The organism is Actinomadura sp. 21ATH, from assembly GCF_041951345.1.
In the GTDB taxonomy this organism is placed as follows: domain Bacteria; phylum Actinomycetota; class Actinomycetes; order Streptosporangiales; family Streptosporangiaceae; genus Spirillospora.
This window is the reverse complement of record NZ_JBGNUR010000006.1, coordinates 17,092-36,219: the sequence shown is the minus strand read 5'-3', so window position 1 is coordinate 36,219 and position 19,128 is coordinate 17,092. Positions and strand designations below refer to the sequence as shown.

17 protein-coding genes are annotated in these 19,128 nt (G+C 73.7%); 10 read left to right on the top strand and 7 right to left on the bottom strand.

The window, feature by feature from the left end:
* Positions 1-171 precede the first annotated feature (171 nt).
* Both ACA361_RS19595 and ACA361_RS19590 read left to right on the top strand, forming a co-directional pair.
* Entirely contained in the window at positions 172-2,640 is a 2,469-nt protein-coding gene (locus tag ACA361_RS19595) for a sodium-translocating pyrophosphatase (protein ID WP_375013643.1), read from the top strand.
* 335 nt (positions 2,641-2,975) lie between these two features.
* Positions 2,976-3,446: a histidine phosphatase family protein gene (locus ACA361_RS19590; protein ID WP_375013641.1), complete on the top strand. Its 471-nt coding sequence runs from the start codon at positions 2,976-2,978 to the stop codon at positions 3,444-3,446.
* A 16-nt stretch (positions 3,447-3,462) separates the two neighbouring features.
* On the opposite strand, the gene ACA361_RS19585 is transcribed toward ACA361_RS19590, so the two are convergent.
* The 5 genes from ACA361_RS19585 to ACA361_RS19565 form a co-directional block, all read right to left on the bottom strand.
* Positions 3,463-5,742 carry an FUSC family protein gene (locus tag ACA361_RS19585; protein WP_375013639.1) on the bottom strand — a complete coding sequence of 760 codons (2,280 nt, stop codon included), beginning with the start codon at positions 5,740-5,742 and terminating at the stop codon, positions 3,463-3,465.
* A gap of 94 nt (positions 5,743-5,836) precedes the next feature.
* Positions 5,837-7,045 (bottom strand): phosphoserine phosphatase SerB, encoded by a 1,209-nt coding sequence (gene serB, locus ACA361_RS19580; protein ID WP_375013638.1) that lies wholly within the window; start codon positions 7,043-7,045, stop codon positions 5,837-5,839.
* Between the two features lie 64 nt (positions 7,046-7,109).
* The gene (locus tag ACA361_RS19575) at positions 7,110-8,141 is read right to left on the bottom strand and encodes an S-adenosylmethionine:tRNA ribosyltransferase-isomerase (protein ID WP_375013636.1); all 1,032 of its coding nucleotides are present in this window, start codon (positions 8,139-8,141) and stop codon (positions 7,110-7,112) included.
* Complete coding sequence (locus ACA361_RS19570; protein ID WP_375013634.1) at positions 8,138-9,544, bottom strand: MFS transporter; 1,407 nt, start codon at positions 9,542-9,544, stop codon at positions 8,138-8,140. The genes ACA361_RS19575 and ACA361_RS19570 overlap by 4 nt, the downstream gene beginning before the upstream one ends.
* Positions 9,541-10,245, bottom strand: coding sequence for an SDR family NAD(P)-dependent oxidoreductase (locus ACA361_RS19565; RefSeq protein ID WP_375013632.1), 705 nt, complete (start codon positions 10,243-10,245; stop codon positions 9,541-9,543). Before ACA361_RS19565 ends, ACA361_RS19570 begins: the two co-directional genes overlap by 4 nt.
* Positions 10,246-10,521: 276 nt before the next feature.
* Between ACA361_RS19565 and ACA361_RS19560 the strand changes: the two genes are divergently transcribed.
* The 5 genes from ACA361_RS19560 (at position 10,522) to ACA361_RS19540 (ending at position 14,902) form a co-directional block, all read left to right on the top strand.
* Positions 10,522-11,736, top strand: coding sequence for a GAF domain-containing sensor histidine kinase (locus ACA361_RS19560; RefSeq protein ID WP_375013630.1), 1,215 nt, complete (start codon positions 10,522-10,524; stop codon positions 11,734-11,736).
* 68 nt (positions 11,737-11,804) lie between these two features.
* Positions 11,805-12,437, top strand: a complete 633-nt coding sequence (locus ACA361_RS19555) for a response regulator (RefSeq protein WP_375014223.1) — start codon at positions 11,805-11,807, stop codon at positions 12,435-12,437.
* Between the two features lie 36 nt (positions 12,438-12,473).
* Entirely contained in the window at positions 12,474-13,265 is a 792-nt protein-coding gene (locus tag ACA361_RS19550; RefSeq protein WP_375013629.1) for a PP2C family protein-serine/threonine phosphatase, read from the top strand.
* 451 nt (positions 13,266-13,716) lie between these two features.
* Positions 13,717-14,112 carry a DUF2752 domain-containing protein gene (locus ACA361_RS19545; RefSeq protein ID WP_375013627.1) on the top strand — a complete coding sequence of 132 codons (396 nt, stop codon included), beginning with the start codon at positions 13,717-13,719 and terminating at the stop codon, positions 14,110-14,112.
* A 91-nt stretch (positions 14,113-14,203) separates the two neighbouring features.
* Positions 14,204-14,902 carry an RDD family protein gene (locus tag ACA361_RS19540; RefSeq protein ID WP_375013625.1) on the top strand — a complete coding sequence of 233 codons (699 nt, stop codon included), beginning with the start codon at positions 14,204-14,206 and terminating at the stop codon, positions 14,900-14,902.
* A gap of 119 nt (positions 14,903-15,021) precedes the next feature.
* Here ACA361_RS19540 and ACA361_RS19535 read toward each other — a convergent pair whose 3' ends face one another.
* The gene (locus ACA361_RS19535) at positions 15,022-15,846 is read right to left on the bottom strand and encodes a hypothetical protein (protein ID WP_375013623.1); all 825 of its coding nucleotides are present in this window, start codon (positions 15,844-15,846) and stop codon (positions 15,022-15,024) included.
* A gap of 88 nt (positions 15,847-15,934) precedes the next feature.
* Here ACA361_RS19535 and ACA361_RS19530 point away from each other — a divergent pair, with 88 nt between their 5' ends.
* From ACA361_RS19530 to ACA361_RS19520, 3 genes are all read left to right on the top strand, one after another.
* Positions 15,935-16,726, top strand: coding sequence for an ABC transporter ATP-binding protein (locus tag ACA361_RS19530; protein WP_375013621.1), 792 nt, complete (start codon positions 15,935-15,937; stop codon positions 16,724-16,726).
* A 100-nt stretch (positions 16,727-16,826) separates the two neighbouring features.
* Positions 16,827-17,606: a sulfite exporter TauE/SafE family protein gene (locus tag ACA361_RS19525; RefSeq protein WP_375013619.1), complete on the top strand. Its 780-nt coding sequence runs from the start codon at positions 16,827-16,829 to the stop codon at positions 17,604-17,606.
* 90 nt (positions 17,607-17,696) lie between these two features.
* The gene (locus ACA361_RS19520; RefSeq protein WP_375013617.1) at positions 17,697-17,957 is read left to right on the top strand and encodes a hypothetical protein; all 261 of its coding nucleotides are present in this window, start codon (positions 17,697-17,699) and stop codon (positions 17,955-17,957) included.
* Positions 17,958-17,987: 30 nt separating this feature from the next.
* On the opposite strand, the gene ACA361_RS19515 is transcribed toward ACA361_RS19520, so the two are convergent.
* Entirely contained in the window at positions 17,988-19,091 is a 1,104-nt protein-coding gene (locus ACA361_RS19515) for an acetamidase/formamidase family protein (protein ID WP_375013616.1), read from the bottom strand.
* Positions 19,092-19,128: the final 37 nt, after the last annotated feature.

Sequence of the window (19,128 nt, the reverse complement as noted above, 5' to 3'; positions counted from 1 at the left end):
TCCGTGACGTCCTCATTGAGCTGCTGAAAGTCTTCTCATTCGGCACCGGCCTGCGTAGACTCCCCGAACCCGCGTCGCCATGCGGGCGTCTAAAGCGCCACCCGCCTGGGTACGCGGTAAAGATCGTCTAAAAGGCGATCGAGATCGCAACGCCCCTGTCGAGGAGGACGGATGTCTGGGCTTTCCCTGTCGAGCCCGGCCGGCGCAGAAGTGGATCTCGGCGGCGGCGACCTCTCCCTGGTCGTCGTCGTCGCCGTGATCGCTCTGCTGGCACTGGCCGTCGCGGGCGGACTGGTACGCGAGGTGCTCGCCGCCGGTCAAGGCACCGACAAGATGCAGAACATCGCGCGGGCCGTCCAGGAGGGCGCCGGCGCGTATCTCAAACGCCAGTTCCGCACGGTCGCGATCTTCGTGATCCTGATCCCGCTCGTCCTGCTCCTGCTCCCCGCCGACTCCACCGGCGAACGGATCGGGCGCTCGGTCTTCTTCGTCATCGGGGCGGCGTTCTCGGCCGTCACCGGGTTCGCCGGCATGTGGCTGGCGGTGCGCGGCAACGTGCGGGTCGCCGCGGCCGCGCGCGAGGAGGGCGGCGAGAAGAGGGCGATGCGGATCGCCTTCCGCACCGGCGGCGTCGCCGGCATGTTCACCGTCGGCCTCGGGCTGTTCGGGGCGGCGGTCGTCGTGCTGGCCTACAAGGGCGACGCCCCCAAGGTGCTGGAGGGCTTCGGGTTCGGCGCCGCGCTGCTGGCGATGTTCATGCGTGTCGGGGGCGGGATCTTCACCAAGGCGGCCGACGTCGGCGCCGACCTGGTGGGCAAGGTCGAGCAGGGCATCCCCGAGGACGACCCGCGCAACGCCGCCACCATCGCCGACAACGTGGGCGACAACGTCGGCGACTGCGCCGGGATGGCCGCCGACCTGTTCGAGTCGTACGCGGTCATGCTGGTCGCGGCGCTGATCCTCGGCACCGCGGCGTTCGGTACGGAGGGCCTGGTCTTCCCGCTGATCGTGCCGATGATCGGCGTGATCACCGCGGTCATCGGGATCTTCGCCGTCGCGCCCCGCGACGGCGACCGGTCCGGGATGACGGCGATCAACCGGGGCTTCTTCATCTCCGCGCTGATCTCGGCGGTGCTGGTCGCGATCGCCGCGTTCGCCTACCTGCCCTCGTCGTTCGCCGAGCTGAGCGGCGTGAGCGACCAGGCGATCCGGGGGCTGGACGCCGACCCGCGGCTGGTCGCGTTCGGCGCGGTGCTGATCGGGATCGTGCTGGCCAGCGCCATCCAGCTGCTGACGGGCTACTTCACCGAGACCAACCGCAAGCCGGTCAAGGAGGTCACCGACAGCGCCCGGACGGGCCCCGCGACGGTGATCCTGTCGGGCATCTCGCTCGGCCTGGAGTCCGCGGTCTACACGGCGCTGGTCATCGGCGGCGCGGTGTACGGGGCGTTCCTGCTCGGGTTCGGCAACACCACGGTCGCGCTGTTCGCGGTGGCGATGGCCGGCACCGGGCTGCTCACCACGGTCGGCGTGATCGTGTCGATGGACACGTTCGGCCCGGTCTCCGACAACGCGCAGGGCATCGCGGAGATGTCCGGCGACGTCCAGGGCGAGGGCGCGGCCGTGCTGGAGCGCCTCGACGCGGTCGGCAACACCACCAAGGCGATCACCAAGGGCATCGCGATCGCGACCGCGGTGCTGGCGGCGACGGCGCTGTTCGGGTCGTTCCGGACGACGGTGGTGGACGCGCTGTCGACGGCGTCCAATGAGGCCCGCGACGCGCTCGGCGGCTTCGCGAACTTCAGCCTCTCGATCGACCACCCGAACGTGCTGATCGGCCTGATCATCGGGGCGTCCGTGGTGTTCCTGTTCTCCGGCCTGGCGATCATGGCGGTGGGCCGGGCGGCCGGCCGGGTGGTCGTCGAGGTGCGCGAGCAGTTCCGCACCAAGCCCGGGATCATGGACTACACCGAGACGCCCGACTACGACCGGGTCGTCGACATCTGTACCCGGGACGCGCAGCGCGAGCTGGCCACGCCCGGACTGCTGGCGATCATGACGCCGATCGCGGTCGGCTTCGCCCTCGGGTACGCGCCGCTCGGCGCGTTCCTGGGCGGCGCGATCGCGGCGGGCGTGCTGATGGCGGTGTTCCTCGCCAACTCCGGCGGCGCCTGGGACAACGCCAAGAAGCTCGTCGAGGAGGGGTACCTCGGCGGCAAGGGCAGCCCCGCGCACGAGGCGACGGTGATCGGCGACACGGTCGGCGACCCGTTCAAGGACACCGCCGGCCCGGCGATCAACCCGCTGATCAAGGTGATGAACCTGGTGGCGCTGCTGATCGCGCCGGCCGTCGTGACGTACGCGGGCAACGCCCCGCTGCGGATCGGCATCACCGTGGCCGCGGTCGCGGTGGTCGTCGCCGCGATCGTGATCTCCAAGCGGCGGGCCGACCCGATCGGCTCGGGGGCGTCGCAGCCCCCGGTCGAGGGCTCCGGCGAGCCGGCCGCCGCGGTCGGCACCGGTGCGGCGGCCGGTGAGGCCGCCCGTTCCGCCGGGTCCGGTGCGGGGGACGCCGAGCCCGCCGAGCCGAAGGCGGCGGCTCCGGGCAAGGAGGAGACCTCCTCGGTCAACAAGGCCTGAGCCACACGGGAGGAAGGGGCCGGCGCCCGCCGGCCCCTTCCGCGTGTCCGGCCCCTTCCGCGCGTCCGGGTGGAGGCGCCGCCGGTCGGGAGCGGGGCGGGTCAGGGCTTCGCGCAGGCGGTCGTACGCTGTAACCGGAACCGCGTTCGAGGAGCGGTCGTGAACGGTGGGACGCTAGGAGACGGCTGTGAGTGAGGGCGAGAAGTCCACGATTTCCGGGCCCAAGGGCTTCGCCATCATCATCGGCGGCATGTTCGGGATCATGCTGGTCCTCTGGGGGATCGCCGCGCTGGTCGCGCCCTGAGAGCGGGGCGGGCCCGGCTAGGGTGACGGGCATGCCTTCGCTCATCGTGCTCCGCCATGCCAAGGCCGCCGCAGGGCTGGGCCTGGCCGACATCGACCGGCCGCTCACCGACCGGGGGCGGCGCGACGCCGCGGCCGCGGGGGAATGGCTGCGCGGCGCGGCCCTGGCGCCCGACCTGGTGCTGTGCTCGACCGCGGTGCGGACCCGCGAGACGCTGGACGGGCTGGCGTTCACCACCAGTGACGTCGCGTACGAGGCGTCGATCTACGACAACGACCCGGAGGCGCTGCTGTCGCTCGTCCGGGAGACCGGCGACGAGGTCGACACGCTGCTGCTGATCGGCCACAACCCGTCCGTCCACCAGCTGGTGCACGACCTGACCGGGAGCGCGCCGGAGTCGTTCCCCACCTGCGCGCTCGCCGTGATCGACGTTCCGGGCGGCTGGGCGGAGGCGTGGCCCGGTACGGGCGACCTCACCACGTTCCGCACCCCGAAGGGCTGACCGGCGGCGCCGCCCGTCAGGTGCCGAGGACCTTCTGGGAGCTCTCGATGAGGGTCTCGATGTCGCCGCGCAGGGAGCGGGCCGCGTAGCGGGTGCTGGACGCCTGGAGCAGCGCGTGCCGCAGCGGGGTGAACTCGTCCGCGCCCACGCCCTGCTTGATCTCCGCGCGGCGGCGCCGGGCGAGGGCGGACAGGTGCGTGTCGAGGGCGGTGAACTCCTCGTCCAGACGCTCGCCGGGGGACGGCGCGTCGGTGTCCTCCTCCGGCGGCCCGGGGTCGTCGATGGCGTCGGCGGCCTCCTCCAGGCTGTCGGCGAGGCGGTCGAGGATCTCGGGCAGCGGCCCGGCGTCGACCTCCTCCTCGCGCACCATGCGGCCGATCGCGATCAGGTGGTCGCGGACGCGGTGGGCCGAGTCGGCGACGGTGCCGAGGCGGTCGATGCGTTCGAGGTCGGGCACCCGCTCGTGGCCGAGCTGGGTGATGGTCTCCGCGATCGCTTCGGCCTCCCGTTCCGCTTCGGCGAGCTCCTCCAGGGGGATGCGCTCCTCGCGGCCCTCCACGACGGCGGCGGTCGTGCGGATGAGCCTGGCGTGGCCGCCCAGGAGGCGGCCGAGCTGGCGGGGGAGGCGCTCGGTGTGGCCGGCGGGCCAGAGGAGCCGTACGGCGAGGAACGCCATGAGCCCGCCCGCCAGGGTGAGGGCGATGCGCTCTCCCGCGTCGGTCCAGTCGGACGGGACGGAGAAGTCCAGCAGCATCATCGCGAGGGGCGTCCCGAACAGCGCCCAGTAGGTGAAGTTCAGCGACCGCAGCGCGAACCCCAGCAGCGCGACGAAGAAGATGACGATGGCGGTCGCGGTGTGGCCGGGCGCGAGGGTGAGCAGGACCGCGGCGATGGCGGAACCGATGGCCGTGCCCCCCACGCGCTGCACGACGTTGTTGATGGTCTCCCCGTACGTGCCGCGCAGGCTCATCATGGCGGTGAGCACCATCCAGTGCCCGTGCGGCAGTTTCAGCGCGGCGGTCAGGGCCATGGCCAGTACGGCGACGAAGACGATCCGGCCCACCCGGCGGAACCCGGGGGTGCGGTTGCGGACGGCGCGCCCGAGCTGCTTCCACGCGCCGGCGGGGCCGGGGGCGTCGGCGGGCATCAGGCGCGGCGGGCCGAAGCCGATCCGGATGCCGCCGGCGGCGACGCGGCGGGCGGCGTCGACGCTGCCCGCGATGCGTTCCACGGACCGCCGGATCTGGCCGATCAGCGCGACCGCGACCAGGTCCTCGTCACCGGCCAGCCCGGCCCGCCTGATCTCCTCGCTCTTGCGGCCGAGGCGGCGGATGGCGGCGGACTCGGCGGTGCCCAGCGGCGCCTCGCGGGTCCGCGCGACCGCGCCGGCGACCAGCCGTACCCGGGCCGCCAGCGCCGCGACGGCGATCTTGCCCTCCTCCTCCCAGCCGCGCTCCGGCGGGCGGCGGCGCGCGGCCTCGATGGCCGAGCGCAGCGCGACGGTCTCCTGCATGATCCGCGCCAGCGACTCGATCAGCCGCTCGGGCCGCGTCGGTTCGCGGCGCTGGCGGCCGGACCGGTAGAAGTCGTACGTGGCGCGCGCGTTCGTGAGCGCCTGCGAGGCGGCCCGGCGGCTCTCCTCCCAGTCCGGTTTCCGGGTGACCTCCGCCAGCTCGGGGTCGTCCAGCTCGACGGCCTCCAGGACGCTCGCGTCGGGTCGGCCGATGTCCTCGGCGACGGCGTCCAGGGCCTCGGCGACGGCCGCGGCGGCCTCGGCCAGGGTGCCCCGCAGCGGCCGCAGCCGCCGTACCGGCCAGGGGGCCAGCAGCAGGGCGCCGGCGAACAGCCCGCCGACGAGTTCGAGGAGGCCGTTGTAGACCACGTCGCCGGCCGGCCGGACGGCGGTCAGCAGCACGGCCAGCCCGGCGGTGGGGCCGATCCAGGTCACCGCGTTGCCGAGGCCCACGATCAGCGGGACGATCGCGACCGAGAGCCAGTCGTGCCCGCTGAGGTTGCCGCCGAGCATCGCGCCCGCGCCGATCACCAGCACGGCGCTGGCGATGTTGCGGGCGCGCGCGCCGTACGGCCCTTCAGGGGCCCTCAGGGCGACGAGGTACGCGCCGAGGGCGATGACCGATGCCTGCGGCTCGCGGCCCGTCAGCGAGCCGATCAGCAGCGGGATGGCGACGGCGAGCGCGGCGGCGAGTCCGTAGAACGGCGCCACCCGCCCCTCGACCGGGGCGTACGCCTCCCGCAGCCGTTCCAGCACCGCCCGTCGACCCCCCGTCCCGCTCATGATGATCAGCATGTACCCGGATCGGGCGGCGCGATAGACGCGGGCACCTTGGGAACGCCGGGTCGGCAGGGACCGAGCGGAACGGAGGGACGCGTCAGGCGTCGCGGGCCGCGTCGGCCGCGTCTGCCGCCTCGACCTCGTCCCGCGAGATGCCGAGCAGGAACAGGATCGTGTCCAGGTACGGCACGTTCACCGCGGTGTCGGCGGCCTGCCGGACCACCGGCTTGGCGTTGTAGGCCACGCCCAGCCCGGCGGCCTGGAGCATGTCCAGGTCGTTGGCGCCGTCGCCGATGGCGACCGTCTGGCTGACCGGGATCCCGGCCTCGCGGGCGAACCGCTCCAGCGCGGTCGCCTTCCCGGCCCGGTCGAGCACCGGCCCGACGACGCGGCCGGTCAGCTTGCCGTTCTCGATCTCCAGCGTGTTGGCGGCCGAGTAGTCGATCCCCAGGTCCTCCACCAGCGCGTCGGTGACCTGCGTGAACCCGCCGCTGACGATGGCGAACTTGTAGTCGAGCCGCTTGAGCGTGCGGACCATCGTGCGGGCGCCGGCGGCCAGCTCGACCTGCCCGCGCACCTCGTCGATCGCGCTCGCGTCGAGCCCGGCCAGCAGCGCGACCCGCTCCCGCAGCGAGCCCTCGAAGTCCAGCTCGCCGCGCATCGCGGCCTCGGTGACCTTGGCGACCTCGTCCAGGCAGCCGGCGTGCCGGGCGAGCAGCTCGATGACCTCGCCCTGGATCAGGGTGGAGTCGACGTCCATGACGATCAGCCGCTTGGCGCGCCGGTGCAGCCCGCCGTGCTGGACGGCCACGTCGACCTGCCGCTCGGCGGCCTCGATCGCCAGCCCGGCGCGCAGCGCCTCCGGGTCGGCGCCGGACACGTCCATCTCGATGCAGGTGACCGGGTAGTGCGCGAGCCGCTCGATGCGGTCGATGTTGGCGCCGCCGGCGGCGATCCGGCCCGCGATCCCGGCCATGGCGGCCGGCCGCAGCGGGGCGCCGAGCACGGTCACGTGCAGCCGGCCGCGGCGGCTCGGCAGGCCCTTGTCGCGCCCGGTCGACATCTCGATCTCCATGTCGAGATCGTTCGCGATCCGTTCGGCGGCGCTCCAGACCCGGCCGATGTCGGTGCCCTCGTCGTACGCCACGAGGACGCCGAGGACGAGCCGGCCGCGGATCACGACCTGCTCCACGTCGGCGACCGCGAGGGGGAACTCGGACAGCGTCCTGAAGAGGCGCGATGTCACCCCGGGGCGGTCGCGGCCGGTGAGCGTTATGAGCAGCGTGCGCTGTGCTGAGCCGTTCATGCTGTTCACAACGTTACCGGGCCGAGCCGTAGGACCGCGCATCGTGTCCACCATACGGACGCCCTTACAGAAGGAGGTTGAGGTCGCCGAACTCATGCCAAAGGTAGTGCTCGGCCAGAGCCGCTTCGTAGGTGGCCCTCAGGAGGTCGTGCCCGGCGATGGCCGTCAGCATCATGAGGTGGGACGACCTGGGCTCGTGCAGGCCCGTGAGGAGTCCGTCGACGGCGCGCACGCCACGTTCCGGGGTGACGATGTGCTCGGTCCAGCCCCGGGCGGCGCGCACGTGCCCGCCGGCGTCCACGGCCGTTTCCAGGGCTCGTACGGCGGTCGTTCCTACGGCGATGACGCGGCCCTCCCCTCTGGCGCGGACGTGTTCGACGAGCGACGCGGTCGTTGCGGGGACTTCGAAGCGTTCGGCGTAGGGCGGCTCGTGGGCTTCGGGGGAGGCGACACCGGTGTGCAGCGTGATGGGGGCGATGAGCACTCCCCTGGAGACCAGGCGGGTGACCAGTTCTGTGGTGAAGGGGCGCGCGGCACTGGGCATCTCCGCGCTGCCGGCGCTCTCCTCGCCGTGCGCGAAGACGGTCTGGTACGCGGCCGTCGGCCACTCCCGGGGGACGTAGCCGTACCGGATGGGCATGCCGTGGCGGCGCAGGTACGGGACGACGTCCGTGCTGAGCCGCGCCGCCCACAGCCGGTCGGTCCGCCGCCGTACGAGGGTGAGGTTGGCGCGCCCCGGCATCGGGATCCATTCGTCGGGGCAGCCGCCCTGGTAGGGGACGCTCGACCTGCCCGCGCGGCGGCGCAGCTCCACGAGCCACAACCGGTCGTCGTCCCCGGGGACGGGTGTCGAGAAGTGCACGACGATCCGGTCGAGCCGTACGGCCGCGGGCAGCGTCGCGGAGGTGTTGACGACCAGCAGGTCCCCGGGGCGCAGCAGTTCCGGCAGGTCCCGGAACGCGTGGTGGCCCACCTGCCCGGTGGCGCGGTGCCCGAGGAGGAGGCGCACGCCGTCGCGCGCGCGGCTCGCCCGCTCTTCGGGAGGTTCGTGGGCCTCCAGGGCCCTCGGGAGCGTGAAGTCCACGAGTTCCGTCATGCCGATGCTCCGTTCCGGTGGGATTCCTGGCGGGATTCGAGGCGGAGGGCGGCGACGGCGCCGATGCCGGCGATCGCGGCGAAGACGGCGCCCGCGACGCCGAGGCCCGGCGCGAGCCGGTCGGTGCCGAACGCGGTGACGAGCGCGCCCGCGACCCCGACGACCAGGGACGAGCCGAGCGTGTCGGCGATCTGGAGGGCGGAGGAGTTGGCGCCCTGCTCGTCCTCGGGGGACAGGCGCAGCATCAGGACGCTGAGGCTGCCGATCGCGAAGCCCATGCCGGCGCCGCCGATGATCCAGGTGACGGCGGCGGGCCAGCCGGTCAGCTGGAGGGCGAGCACGGACGCGGCGATCCCGGCCGTGACGAGCACGGCGCCGAGCCGGACGAAGAACGCCTGGGGGCGCCGCGACCGGCCCTGGTACTGCGACGCCGCCGACCAGCCGAGCGCCGCGACGGTGAGGACGGCGCCCGCCTGCGTGGGGCTGAAGCCGTGCAGGGAGGTGAGGGCCAGGGGGATGAACACGTCCATGCCGAAGAACGCGCCCGACAGCAGTCCCCTGACCAGCACCACGCTGGGCAGGCCGCGCCGCATCAGGAGCGTTCCGGGCGGCAGCAGCCGGGGCAGGCCGGTGACGAGCCCGGCGAGGCCCGCCAGGGCGACGGGGAGGACCGCCCAGCCGGGGTGGTCCAGCCCGTACAGGAGGGCGGCGGCGCCGACGGCGGCGGCGACGGCCGCCAGGTAGCGCCTGGACGCGCCGCGCGCCCGCTCCCGCGCCGGTCCGGTACGGCGCAGCCCGCGCATCGCCGGGACCAGCATCAGCGTCGGCGGGACCACCAGCGGGATCAGGCCGAGGAACACCCAGCGCCAGCCGAGCCGCTCGGCAGCCAGGCCGCCCAGCGCCGGGCCGAGCAGCGACGGCAGCACCCAGGCGGCCGACAGTGCGGCGAACACCCGGGGCCGCAGCCGTTCCGGGTAGACGCGGGCGATGAGCACGTACACGGAGACCATCGCGATGCCGGTGCCGACGCCCTGCACGGCGCGGCCGGCGACGAAGAGCCACATGGCCGGCGCGGCGCCCGCGGCCGCCAGCCCGGCCACGAACGTGCCGAGCCCGGCCAGCAGCGGCCGCGCCGGGCCGGAACGGTCCACCCAGCCGCCGCCCAGCACGGTCGCCGGCAGGCTGGCGATGAGGGTGGCGCTGAAGCCCCAGGCGTACAGCGCCAGCCCGTCCAGGTCGCGGGTGACCACCGGCATCACCGTGCTGACCGCCATGGACTCGAAGGCGAGCAGCGTGACGACCAGCACGATGCCGAGGGTGGCCGCGCGGTGCCGGGGGCCGAGGACGCCCTCCTCCCGGGCTTCCGCGCCCTCCTGGACGGACGCGTCGGTCGTGGCCGTCATCGGGCCGCCGCCAGGTCGGCGGCGCGGTACCGGCCGCTGGGCGCGCGGCGGGTGATCAGCCGGTGCAGGGCGGCGGCGGCCTCCTCGGGAGGCGGGGCCGCGTCGGCGTCCTCCCCCGCCTCGCGCAGCATCGCGGTGCGCATCTCGCCCGGGTCCGCCCACCAGACCGCGACCGCCGGCTCTTCGGCGGCCAGCACGTTGGACAGCTGCTCCAGGGCGGCCTTGGTGGCGCCGTACCCGCCCCAGGTCGCGTAGTTCTCGACGGCGGCGTCAGAGGTGATGTTGAGGACGGCGCCGCCCCGCTCGCGCAGCGCGGGCAGGAACGCCTGGATCAGCGCGAGCGGGGCCAGCGTGTTGGTCCGGAAGGCCCGTTCCAGGTCCGGCACGGGGTAGCCGGCGAGCCGCGGCAGGGGCGCGGTGCCGAGGGTGCTCGCGTTGTTGACGAGCAGGTCGAGCCCGCCCGCGCCGCGGACGGCGGCGGCCAGCGCCGCCCGGTGCGCGGGGTCGGCGATGTCGCCCGCCGCCGCGATGACGTCCGCCGCCCCGGCCGCGTCCAGTTCCCTGGCCGCCGCCTCCAGCGCGGGCGCGCCGCGCGCGTCGATGACGAGCCGCCAGCCGTCCTGGGCGAGGAGGCGGGCGAGCGCCTTGCCGAGGCCCCGCGAGGCCCCGGTGACGAGAGCCGTCTTCGCTGTTTCCGTCATGCCTCCGACGCTAGGAACGCGGGCGCGCGGCGGCATCGGGCGAGCGGTCCCGTGCCGCCTCGCCCGATGGTCCTAGGACCGCCGTCCCCCGGCCCGGCGGAACGGACGGGAAGGCGGTAACCCGGCAGAGTGACAGTGAACGCCCCGCCCCCTCCGCCAGGAGGCCCGGAACCGGCCGATACCTGCGCCGCTTGGCGGATTCGGCGGGGTCCGTCCGGGGAGTACGTTCTTCACTGACGGGGGGCGACACGCCCATGACGCGGCGGACGGGCAGGTATGGGGACCGAGCACGGGAACGGCGGCCGCGGCGCGCCGGCGGGCGCGCCGGACGGCGCCGGCGAGGCGGGGGCGGCCCTGCACGCCGTGAGCTCCGCCGTGCTCGCCGTCACCCGCCACCTGTCGGTCCACGAGGTGCTCCAGGTGATCGTGCGGGCGGCGGCGCAGCTGCTGGACGCCCGCTACGCCGCGCTCGGCGTGCCCGACGAGGAGGGCTCGTTCGCCGAGTTCGTGGTGGAGGGCGTCTCCGAGGAGGAGTGGGAGGCCATCGGCCCGCTCCCCCGCCAGCACGGCATGCTCGCCGCGATGCTCCGCGACAACGCGCCCAAGCGGCTGGCCGACATCCGCCGCGAGCCGGAGTTCGAGGGCTGGCCGACGGCGCACCCGGTGCTCAAGGACTTCCTCGGGGTGCCGATACGGGACGGCTCGGACGTGCTCGGGATCATCTTCCTGGCCAACAAGAACCGCCGCGAAGGCGCCCGCCCGGCCGGCTTCACGGAACGCGACGAGGAGCTGCTCACGCTTTTCGCCGCGCACGCCGCCATAGCGATGACCAACGCCCGCCTGTACGAGCACAACCGCGAGCTGACGGTCGTCGCCGAACGCAACCGGCTGGCGCGCGAGCTGCACGACGCCGTCGCGCAGAAGCTCTTCTCGCTGCGGCTCACCGCGCAGGCCGCCGCGGCGCTGGCCGAGCGGGATCCGTGCCGGACCGTACGGGAGCTGGAGCAGGTGGAGCGGCTCGCGGCCGAGGCCCTCGCCGAGCTGCGCGCCGTCATCTTCGAGCTGCGCCCGGCCGACCTCGCCGACGGCCTGGTCGCCTCGCTCCGCAAGCACGTGGAGGTGCTGGACCGCGCGTACGAGACCGACGTGCGGTTCGCCGCCGATCCGGCCGCGGCGGCCGTGGTGCTCGGGGAGGAGCAGGAGGCCGTGCTGTTCCGGATCGCGCAGGAGGCGCTGCACAACGCGCTGCGCCACGCCAAGGCGAGCGGCGTCGAGGTGCGGCTCCGTACCGGCGGCGGGCACGCGGTGCTGGAGGTCGCCGACGACGGCGCCGGCTTCGATCCGGCCGCGGTGGCCCCGAACGGCGAGGCGGCCGGGGGCGGGCTGGGCCTGGCGTCGATGCGGGACCGGGCGGAGTCGGCGGGCGCCGTCCTGTCGATCGACGCCGCGCCCGGGATCGGCACGGTCGTGCGGCTGGAGGTGCCGTTGTGAGGCATGCTGGGGCGGTTCCGGTGCGTACCGCGCGGAAGGGGCCGGTGCAGAAGGGTGCGGTGGGGGCAGTGATCCGAGTGCTGATCGCCGACGACCATCCGGTGGTCCGCCAGGGGCTGCGCACCTTCCTGGGCGTGCAGGACGACATCGAGGTGGTGGGCGAGGCGGATGACGGGCTCTCGGCCGTGTCGCTGGCCGAATCGCTCAAGCCCGATATCGTGCTCATGGACCTCAAGATGCCCGGCGCCGACGGCCTGGCCGCGCTGACGGAGCTGCGGGCTCGCGGGGTGGCGGCGCGCGTCCTGGTCCTGACCAGCGTCACGGAACGGGGGCACGTGCTGCCTGCAGTACAAGCGGGTGCCGCCGGGTACCTCTACAAGGACGTCGACCCGCGAGCGCTGGTCCAGGCGATCAGGGCCGTCCATGATGGTCATGTCCTGTTCGCGCCGGACGCGGCCGAGGCGATGGTGCGGACGGACGCGGCCGACGACCGCGGCGGCCAGGCCGCGCTGACCGAACGCGAGAGGGAGGTGCTCGTGCAGATCGCGCGAGGCAGGTCCAACCGCGAGATCGCCCGTGCCTTGTCGGTCTCCGAGAAGACGGTCAAGACCCACGTCAGTAATCTGCTCATGAAACTGGGAGTGCAGGATCGGACGCAGGCGGCGTTGTACGCCGTCCGCCATGGACTGGCCGGCGAGTGATACAACTCCTCTGACAGGATCGTCATCGAAATCGGTATGAACGTAGCAATCAGGTACGCAGCAGGCAGTGACATCGGATGCAACCGTGAGAACAACGAGGACTCCGGTTACGCCGGCGCGCGGTTGATCGCGGTCGCCGACGGGATGGGCGGTTACGCGGGCGGCGAGGTCGCCAGCTCGACCGTCATCGCCTCGCTGCGCTCGCTCGACGCCGACACCCCTCCCAGCGATCTTGTCGAGACGCTCGGCCGCGCCGTCGCCGAGGCCAACGAGAAGTTGCGCATCGTCCGCGAGGAGCGGCCCGACCTGAGCCGGATGGGCACCACGCTCACCGCGATGCTCTGGTCCGGCGCCTCGGTGGCGCTCGCGCACATCGGCGACTCCCGCGGCTACCTGCTGCGCGAGGGCGAGCTCTTCCAGATCACCAAGGACCACACGATGGACCAGCTGCTCAGCGAGGAGGCCGAGCAGTCGGGCGGCACCGCCGACCCGGCCGAGGTCTCCCGGCTGTCGCACGTCCTGTACCGGGTCCTGGACGGCCGCGAGGACCGCGAGCCCGACCTGCGGCTGCGCGAGGCCCGGCTGGGCGACCGCTACCTGCTGTGCTCGGACGGCCTGAGCGGCCCGGTGGACGCGCAGACGATCTACGAGGTGCTGTCGGCCGAGGCCGACCCGCACCGCGCGATCGCCCGGCTGATCGAGCTGGCCCGCGGCAACGGCGGCCCGGACAACATCACCGGCGTGATCGCGGACGTGGTCGAGGCCGAGCACATCGCCGGCGGGGAGCCCCCGGTCACGGTCGGCGCCGCCGCCCAGACCCAGACCTGAGCGGCCCGGGCACGCACCGCCCTGCCCGAGGCCGCCCGTCCGGTCACCCCGCCCGTCCGGTCGTCCCGCCCGTGCGGTCACGCCTGTTCACCTGATCACGTTCGCCCGGATCCGGACCGTCCCCACGCGGCCTCCCGGGCCCCGCCGCCCGCCCGCCATCCCGTACCCGGCCGGGCCTCGCGACACGCCGATGACCCCGCACATGGTCGTCGTCGCGCGCCGTTCACGATAAAGAGGGCTCCACCTGCTGGTGTTTTGTCCTACGCTTTCCCCCGAGGTGGAAACGATCGAGCTTCAGGTCACGGTCCGGTCGCGGATGGTGGCCAGGTCTTGACCCGCCTCGGGGTGGACCCGATATACGGGTCACTCGAACCAAGTCATCGAGGCGGAGGATTCGTTGGGGGGAGTGCCCGGGGCGCGGGCCGCCGGCGCACCACAGGGTGTGCCGGGCGTGCTCGTCGGCCGGACCCTCACTGCTGCGCGGCACGGCCCCGTGGGCGTTGTGCTGCGCGTCGCCGCCATGGCCACCGCGGCCATGGGGGCGGCATGGATCCATCGTGTCAACGACCCCGGCGTGCTCTGCCCCCTGAGGGCGGTCACCGGGATTCCATGCCCGCTTTGCGGCGGGACCACCGTGTTCATCGAGATGGGGTCGGGCCGTCCGGTCCAGGCCGTGCTCGCGAACCCGGTGGCCTTCGCGGGCGCCGTCGCGCTCGCACTCGCGCCGCTGGGACTGGGAGACCGGTGGCGGGCACTCCAGCCGGGCGCCCGCATGTGGGTGCTCGGCACCGCCCTCTTGGGGTCGGAGCTGTGGCAGCTCGTCAGGCTCGGGCTACTGCGGGTTTGAAAGCCGCGCGAATCGTCGGCCAAACTTGCGGAGCCCTCCGGGTCCGGCGGGCGTCACATACACCACAAGGGTCAATCAATAAGGAGCAAGTGTGGGTAACCCCTACGACCCCTACGGTCAGCAGCCGGGCTACGGTCAGCAGCCGGCCCAGCCTGGCTACGGCCAGCAGCCGGCCCAGCCCGGGTACGGCCAGCAGCCCGGCTACGGCCAGCAGCCCCAGCCCGGGTACGGCCAGCAGCCCCAGCCGGGGTACGGCCAGCAGCCCGGCTACGGCCAGCAGCCCGCCGCCCAGCCCGGCTACGGCCAGCCGGCCGCGCAGCCCGGCTACGGCCAGCAGCAGGAAGTTCACCACCACCACTACGGCTCGACCGGCCAGCTGGCCGAGTGGGGGTCGCGCGTCGGCGCCACCCTCATCGACGGCCTGATCATCGCCGGGCCGCTCATCCTGCTCTACATCGTGGCCATGCTGCTCGCGGCCGCCGGCGACGCCGGCGCCATGATCGGCTTCCTGCTCATCGGTGTGGGTTACCTGCTGGCGCTCGGCGCCGGCATCTGGATGATCTACCAGGAGGGCACCACCGGCCAGACCATCGGCAAGCGCCAGATGGGCATCCGGGTGGTCGGCGGCCAGACCGGGCAGCCGATCGGCTTCGGCATGGCGTTCCTGCGCCGGATCTGCCACGCGGCCGACAGCTTCGCCTGCTACATCGGCTACCTGTGGCCGCTGTGGGACGACCGCAAGCAGACCTTCGCCGACAAGATCGTCAACACCCTCGTCGTCCGCTCCTGATCAGGACGGTCACGGCGTTCCGCGTTCCCGTACGGGGCGTTCCCTCACCGCGAAGGTGACGGGGGCGCCCCGTTCGGCGTTTCCCGGAGCGTTCGCCCGGAACCGCCAAGGGAACCCGCCTAGGGAACGTGGTCGAGCGCGCTGTTGCACGCCGACACCCGGGCGCGCCGTACGGCACGGTCCAAAAGCCGCAGCGCCTCGGCCCGGCGGGCCATCTGGTCGGCTGACAGGCCGCGGCCGTCCAGCGACCGCGCCAGCTCCACCACCAGCGCCAGCCGCCCGGCGAGGGCCGCGACGCGGTGCGCCCGCTGCGGGTAGCCGGGCGCGAGCGGATGCTCGCCGCGGTCGGGATCGCGAAGGTCGGCCAGCGTGTCGGCGATCTCCGGCGGGAAGCCGTCGACATCGTCCACGGTGAGCAGCGCCTCGGTGGCGTCCCGCATCGCGAGCGTGAGCTGGCGGTCGGCGTCCGGCAGCGCGGGCACGTCCGGGACGGCGGGCACGGCCTCGTACGACTCCCAGCGGACGCCGACGTACGAGGAGCCGCGGCGGTCCTCGGCGGGCACCAGCCCGACGGCGCGGTCCGGCAGGACGGCGACGACCGCGGCACCGGCGTCCAGCGCGGCGCGGTTGAAGGCCGGCGGCCCGGTGAGGCCGAGCGGGTCGCCGGGCGCGGGCAGGGCGAGCCGCAGCCCGGTCAGGCCCTCGATCCGCAGGTCGCCGAGGCCGCTGCGGAGCGTGGCCTCGCCGCCGCGCGTCCCGCCGGGCCCGACGGCCATGATCGCCGCGCCGCCCACGATCTGCGGGCCGGCGGCCTTCTCGACCGCGTCGACCGCCTCGTCCAGGCCGACGTGTCCGGTGAGCCACGCGTTGCCCCACGCGACCAGCGCGGGGGCCGCGTCGCCCGCGTCGTTGCCCGTGTCACCCTGTGGAACGGCTGCGCTCATGCAGACCACCATAAGTGCTCGCCATCGCATAGGTTCTTTCCTGAGGACGGATCACCTGGCAAGGCGAGATTGGGGACAAAGGCGCGCGATGGCCGGAGAGGTACTGCAACTCCGCGATGTCGGGGTCAGGCGCGACGGCGCCGATCTCCTGCGCGGGGTCACGTGGACGGTGAACGAGAACGAGCGCTGGGTGATCGTCGGCCCGAACGGCGCCGGCAAGACGACGCTGCTGCAGGTCGCCGCCGCGCTGCTGCACCCGACCGTGGGCTCGGTGGAGATCCTGGAGGAGGAGCTCGGCCGGACCGACGTGTTCGAGCTGCGCCCCCGCATCGGCATCGCGAGCGCGGCCGTGGCCGAGAAGGTCCCGGCCGGTGAGACCGTCATCGACCTGGTGCTGACCGCCTCGTACGCGATCCTGGGCCGCTGGCAGGAGGAGTACGACTCGACCGACCTGGCGCGCGCGGCGGAGCTGCTGGACGCGCTGGGCGCCGCCGACCTGATGCGGCGGCGGTTCGACACGCTGTCGGAGGGGGAGCGCAAGCGCGTCCAGATCGCCCGCGCGCTGATGCCCGATCCAGAGCTGCTGCTGCTGGACGAGCCCGCCGCCGGCCTCGACCTCGGCGGCCGCGAGGACCTCGTGAACCGGCTGGCGCGGCTGGCCGACGACCCGGGCGCGCCCACGATGGTGCTGGTCACGCACCATGTGGAGGAGGTTCCGGACGGTTTCACCCACGCGCTGCTGCTGCGCGGCGGCGAGGTCGTCGCGCAGGGCAAGGTGGACGAGGTGTTCACGCCCGAGCACCTGGGGCACTGCTTCGGGCTGCCGCTGACCGTCGAGCGGCAGAACGGCCGCTGGTACGCCCGCGCCGCCGCCCGCTGACCCGCGGCGCGTGCCGGGGGCACCCCGGTCGTGGCGCTGATCTGCGCGTTCCCTACCATCGTGACCCATTGCGGACTCGTGGTGGCTGAGTGGGTGAGGTTTGAACGTTCTCGACGCGGTCGCGGTGCTCGCCGCCGGGATCGCCGCCGGCGGTATCAACGCGATCGTCGGCTCCGGCTCCCTGATCACCTTCCCGACGCTGGTGGCGCTCGGCTACCCGCCGGTGGTGGCGAACGTCTCCAACAACCTCGGCCTCGTGACGGGCAACGTCAGCGGGGCGTACGGCTACCGCAAGGAGCTGAAGGGCCAGCGCGGGCGCCTGCTGCGGCTCGGCACCGCCTCGTTCCTCGGCGCGGTGGCGGGCGGCCTGCTGCTGCTGAGCCTGCCGGCCGAGGCTTTCGACATCATCGTGCCGGGCCTCATCATGATCGCTCTGGTGCTGGTGGTGCTGCAGCCGAAGCTCCAGGGATGGATGCAGGCCCGCCGGAACGGCGACGAGCGGCACCGCCCGCACGGCGGTCCCGGGCTGTGGATCGGCGTGCTGCTCACCGGCGTGTACGGCGGCTACTTCGGCGCGGCGCAGGGGATCGTGCTGATCGCGCTGCTCGGGATCGCGCTGGACGACGACCTCCAGGTCCTGAACGGCGTCAAGAACGCGATGGCGGCGATCGTCAACGGCACCGCGGCGGTGCTGTTCACGATCATGTGGCTGCTCGGCGAGACGGACATCGACTGGTGGGTGGTGCTGCTGATCGCGGTGGGTTCCACGATCGGCGGGCTGCTCGGTGCCAAGCTCGGCCGCAAGATCCCGCCGCTGGTGCTGCGCGGCGTGATCGTGGCGGTCGGGCTGGCCGCGATCGTCCAGCTGCTGGCCAACTGACCTGCGTTTTCAGGCGGTTCGGCGGGGGTTGCGGGGGCCCGTTCCGGGGTACATATCGAACATAGGTTCGAGCATCGGAGGGCATCGCGGATGAAGGGCGACTGGGTCGAGATCGTGGTCGACGTCGGGGGCTCCGCGACGAAGACCTACGAGGTGGCCGCGACCCGCGCCGGGCGCCGGGTCGAGATCGGCAACCGGCGCGGGGTGGTGGAGGTCAGCGAGGTGACCCGTACGGGCACCACGGTGCGGACGGCGCGCTTCATGGCCAACCGCGTCCTGGCCCTCGTCGAGCACCCCGTGCTGGACGAGGGGGGCGGGCACCCGGGCGACGGCGCCGCCGCCCGGGACTAGCGGCGCGGCGGCCGGGACCCGCGGCCGGGGCTAGCGGAAGTCGGCCTTGCGGATCAGGCAGTGGACGCCCTTGACCTGGTCGACCACCTGGCTGATCTCGAAGTCGGCGGCGGCGCTGAGGTAGGCGAGCGCGGTGTGCCGGGGCATGCCCTGGACGGTCGCGAGGAAGCCGACGGCGGCGCGCACGGCGCGCCGCATCGCCTCGTCGAGGTCCTCGTGCAGCCCGACCGGGAGCCAGTGCGTCGCGGTCTCGGCGAACGGCCCGCCGAGCGCGCCCAGCAGCGGCGCGGCCTCCTCGCGCGGGATGACGGTCAGCCGCAGGGTGGCGCGCAGCGGCGCCTCCAGCGCGGTGAGCGCGACCTCGCCGTCGCCCTGCGCGTAGTGCGGGTCGCCCGCGTAGAACGAGGCGCCGGGCACCTGGACGGGCAGGTAGAGCGACGAGCCGACCTGGAGCTCGTTGATGTCGAGGTTGCCGCCGAAGGCGCCGGGCGGCACGGAGTGGGCGGGTCCGGAGGCGTCGGGGGCCACGCCCATCAGCCCGAGGAACGGCGCCAGCGGGAAGCGCGCGGCGCGGCCGCCGCCGTACGGCAGCGTTCCGTGCAGGCGCCCGGCCTCCTCGACGACCTCGGTGAACTCGCACACGCTGTTGTACGCGCGCTCGCCGCCGCCGGCCGCCGGCCCGCCGTCGGGTTCGGTCTCGGGGAACTCGCCGGGCAGCGCGCCGTACCCGTGCCGGCTGCTGATGAACCCGTACGGCGCCCGAACCAGCAGGCTCAGCGTCTCGACCCGCAGCACGTCGCCGGGCTCGGCGCCGATGACCTCGATGGGGCCGGTGACCACGTGCGGGCCGTCGGCGTCGTAGTCGTGCGGGACGCCGGAGGCGGCGAGGTCGCGGGCGTCGGCGAGCACCCGGTCCGCCGGAACGCCGAAGCCGGCGAGGTAGGCGACCGGGTCGCGGCCCTGGTCCTCCAGGATGCCCTCGTGGCTGAGCGTGTCGATGGTGACGGTGCCGCCGGAGGCGATCCGCAGCACCGGGGGCCGGTCCCGGTCCGGGAGCCGGCCCCACAGGCAGGTGTCGGGCGTGGTGGGGAGGTAGTGCGCGCCGTCGATGCGGCCTTCCTTGGGCTGGAGCATGGCCGCATGCTCGCCGCGGGGTGGTGCGGCGGCGTTC

Excerpts from the sequence above, each read along its gene's own strand:
- ACA361_RS19530 (WP_375013621.1), top strand. The coding sequence starts at position 15,935 with ATGGCCGGAGAGGTACTGCAACTCCGCGATGTCGGGGTCAGGCGCGAC.
- serB (WP_375013638.1), bottom strand. The coding sequence starts at position 7,045 with ATGAACGGCTCAGCACAGCGCACGCTGCTCATAACGCTCACCGGCCGC.
- ACA361_RS19535 (WP_375013623.1), bottom strand. The coding sequence starts at position 15,846 with ATGAGCGCAGCCGTTCCACAGGGTGACACGGGCAACGACGCGGGCGAC.
- ACA361_RS19595 (WP_375013643.1), top strand. The coding sequence starts at position 172 with ATGTCTGGGCTTTCCCTGTCGAGCCCGGCCGGCGCAGAAGTGGATCTC.
- ACA361_RS19515 (WP_375013616.1), bottom strand. The coding sequence starts at position 19,091 with ATGCTCCAGCCCAAGGAAGGCCGCATCGACGGCGCGCACTACCTCCCC.
- ACA361_RS19585 (WP_375013639.1), bottom strand. The coding sequence starts at position 5,742 with ATGAGCGGGACGGGGGGTCGACGGGCGGTGCTGGAACGGCTGCGGGAG.
- ACA361_RS19575 (WP_375013636.1), bottom strand. The coding sequence starts at position 8,141 with ATGACGGAACTCGTGGACTTCACGCTCCCGAGGGCCCTGGAGGCCCAC.
- ACA361_RS19520 (WP_375013617.1), top strand. The coding sequence starts at position 17,697 with ATGAAGGGCGACTGGGTCGAGATCGTGGTCGACGTCGGGGGCTCCGCG.
- ACA361_RS19570 (WP_375013634.1), bottom strand. The coding sequence starts at position 9,544 with ATGACGGCCACGACCGACGCGTCCGTCCAGGAGGGCGCGGAAGCCCGG.
- ACA361_RS19590 (WP_375013641.1), top strand. The coding sequence starts at position 2,976 with ATGCCTTCGCTCATCGTGCTCCGCCATGCCAAGGCCGCCGCAGGGCTG.
- ACA361_RS19560 (WP_375013630.1), top strand. The coding sequence starts at position 10,522 with ATGGGGACCGAGCACGGGAACGGCGGCCGCGGCGCGCCGGCGGGCGCG.
- ACA361_RS19550 (WP_375013629.1), top strand. The coding sequence starts at position 12,474 with ATGAACGTAGCAATCAGGTACGCAGCAGGCAGTGACATCGGATGCAAC.
- ACA361_RS19565 (WP_375013632.1), bottom strand. The coding sequence starts at position 10,245 with ATGACGGAAACAGCGAAGACGGCTCTCGTCACCGGGGCCTCGCGGGGC.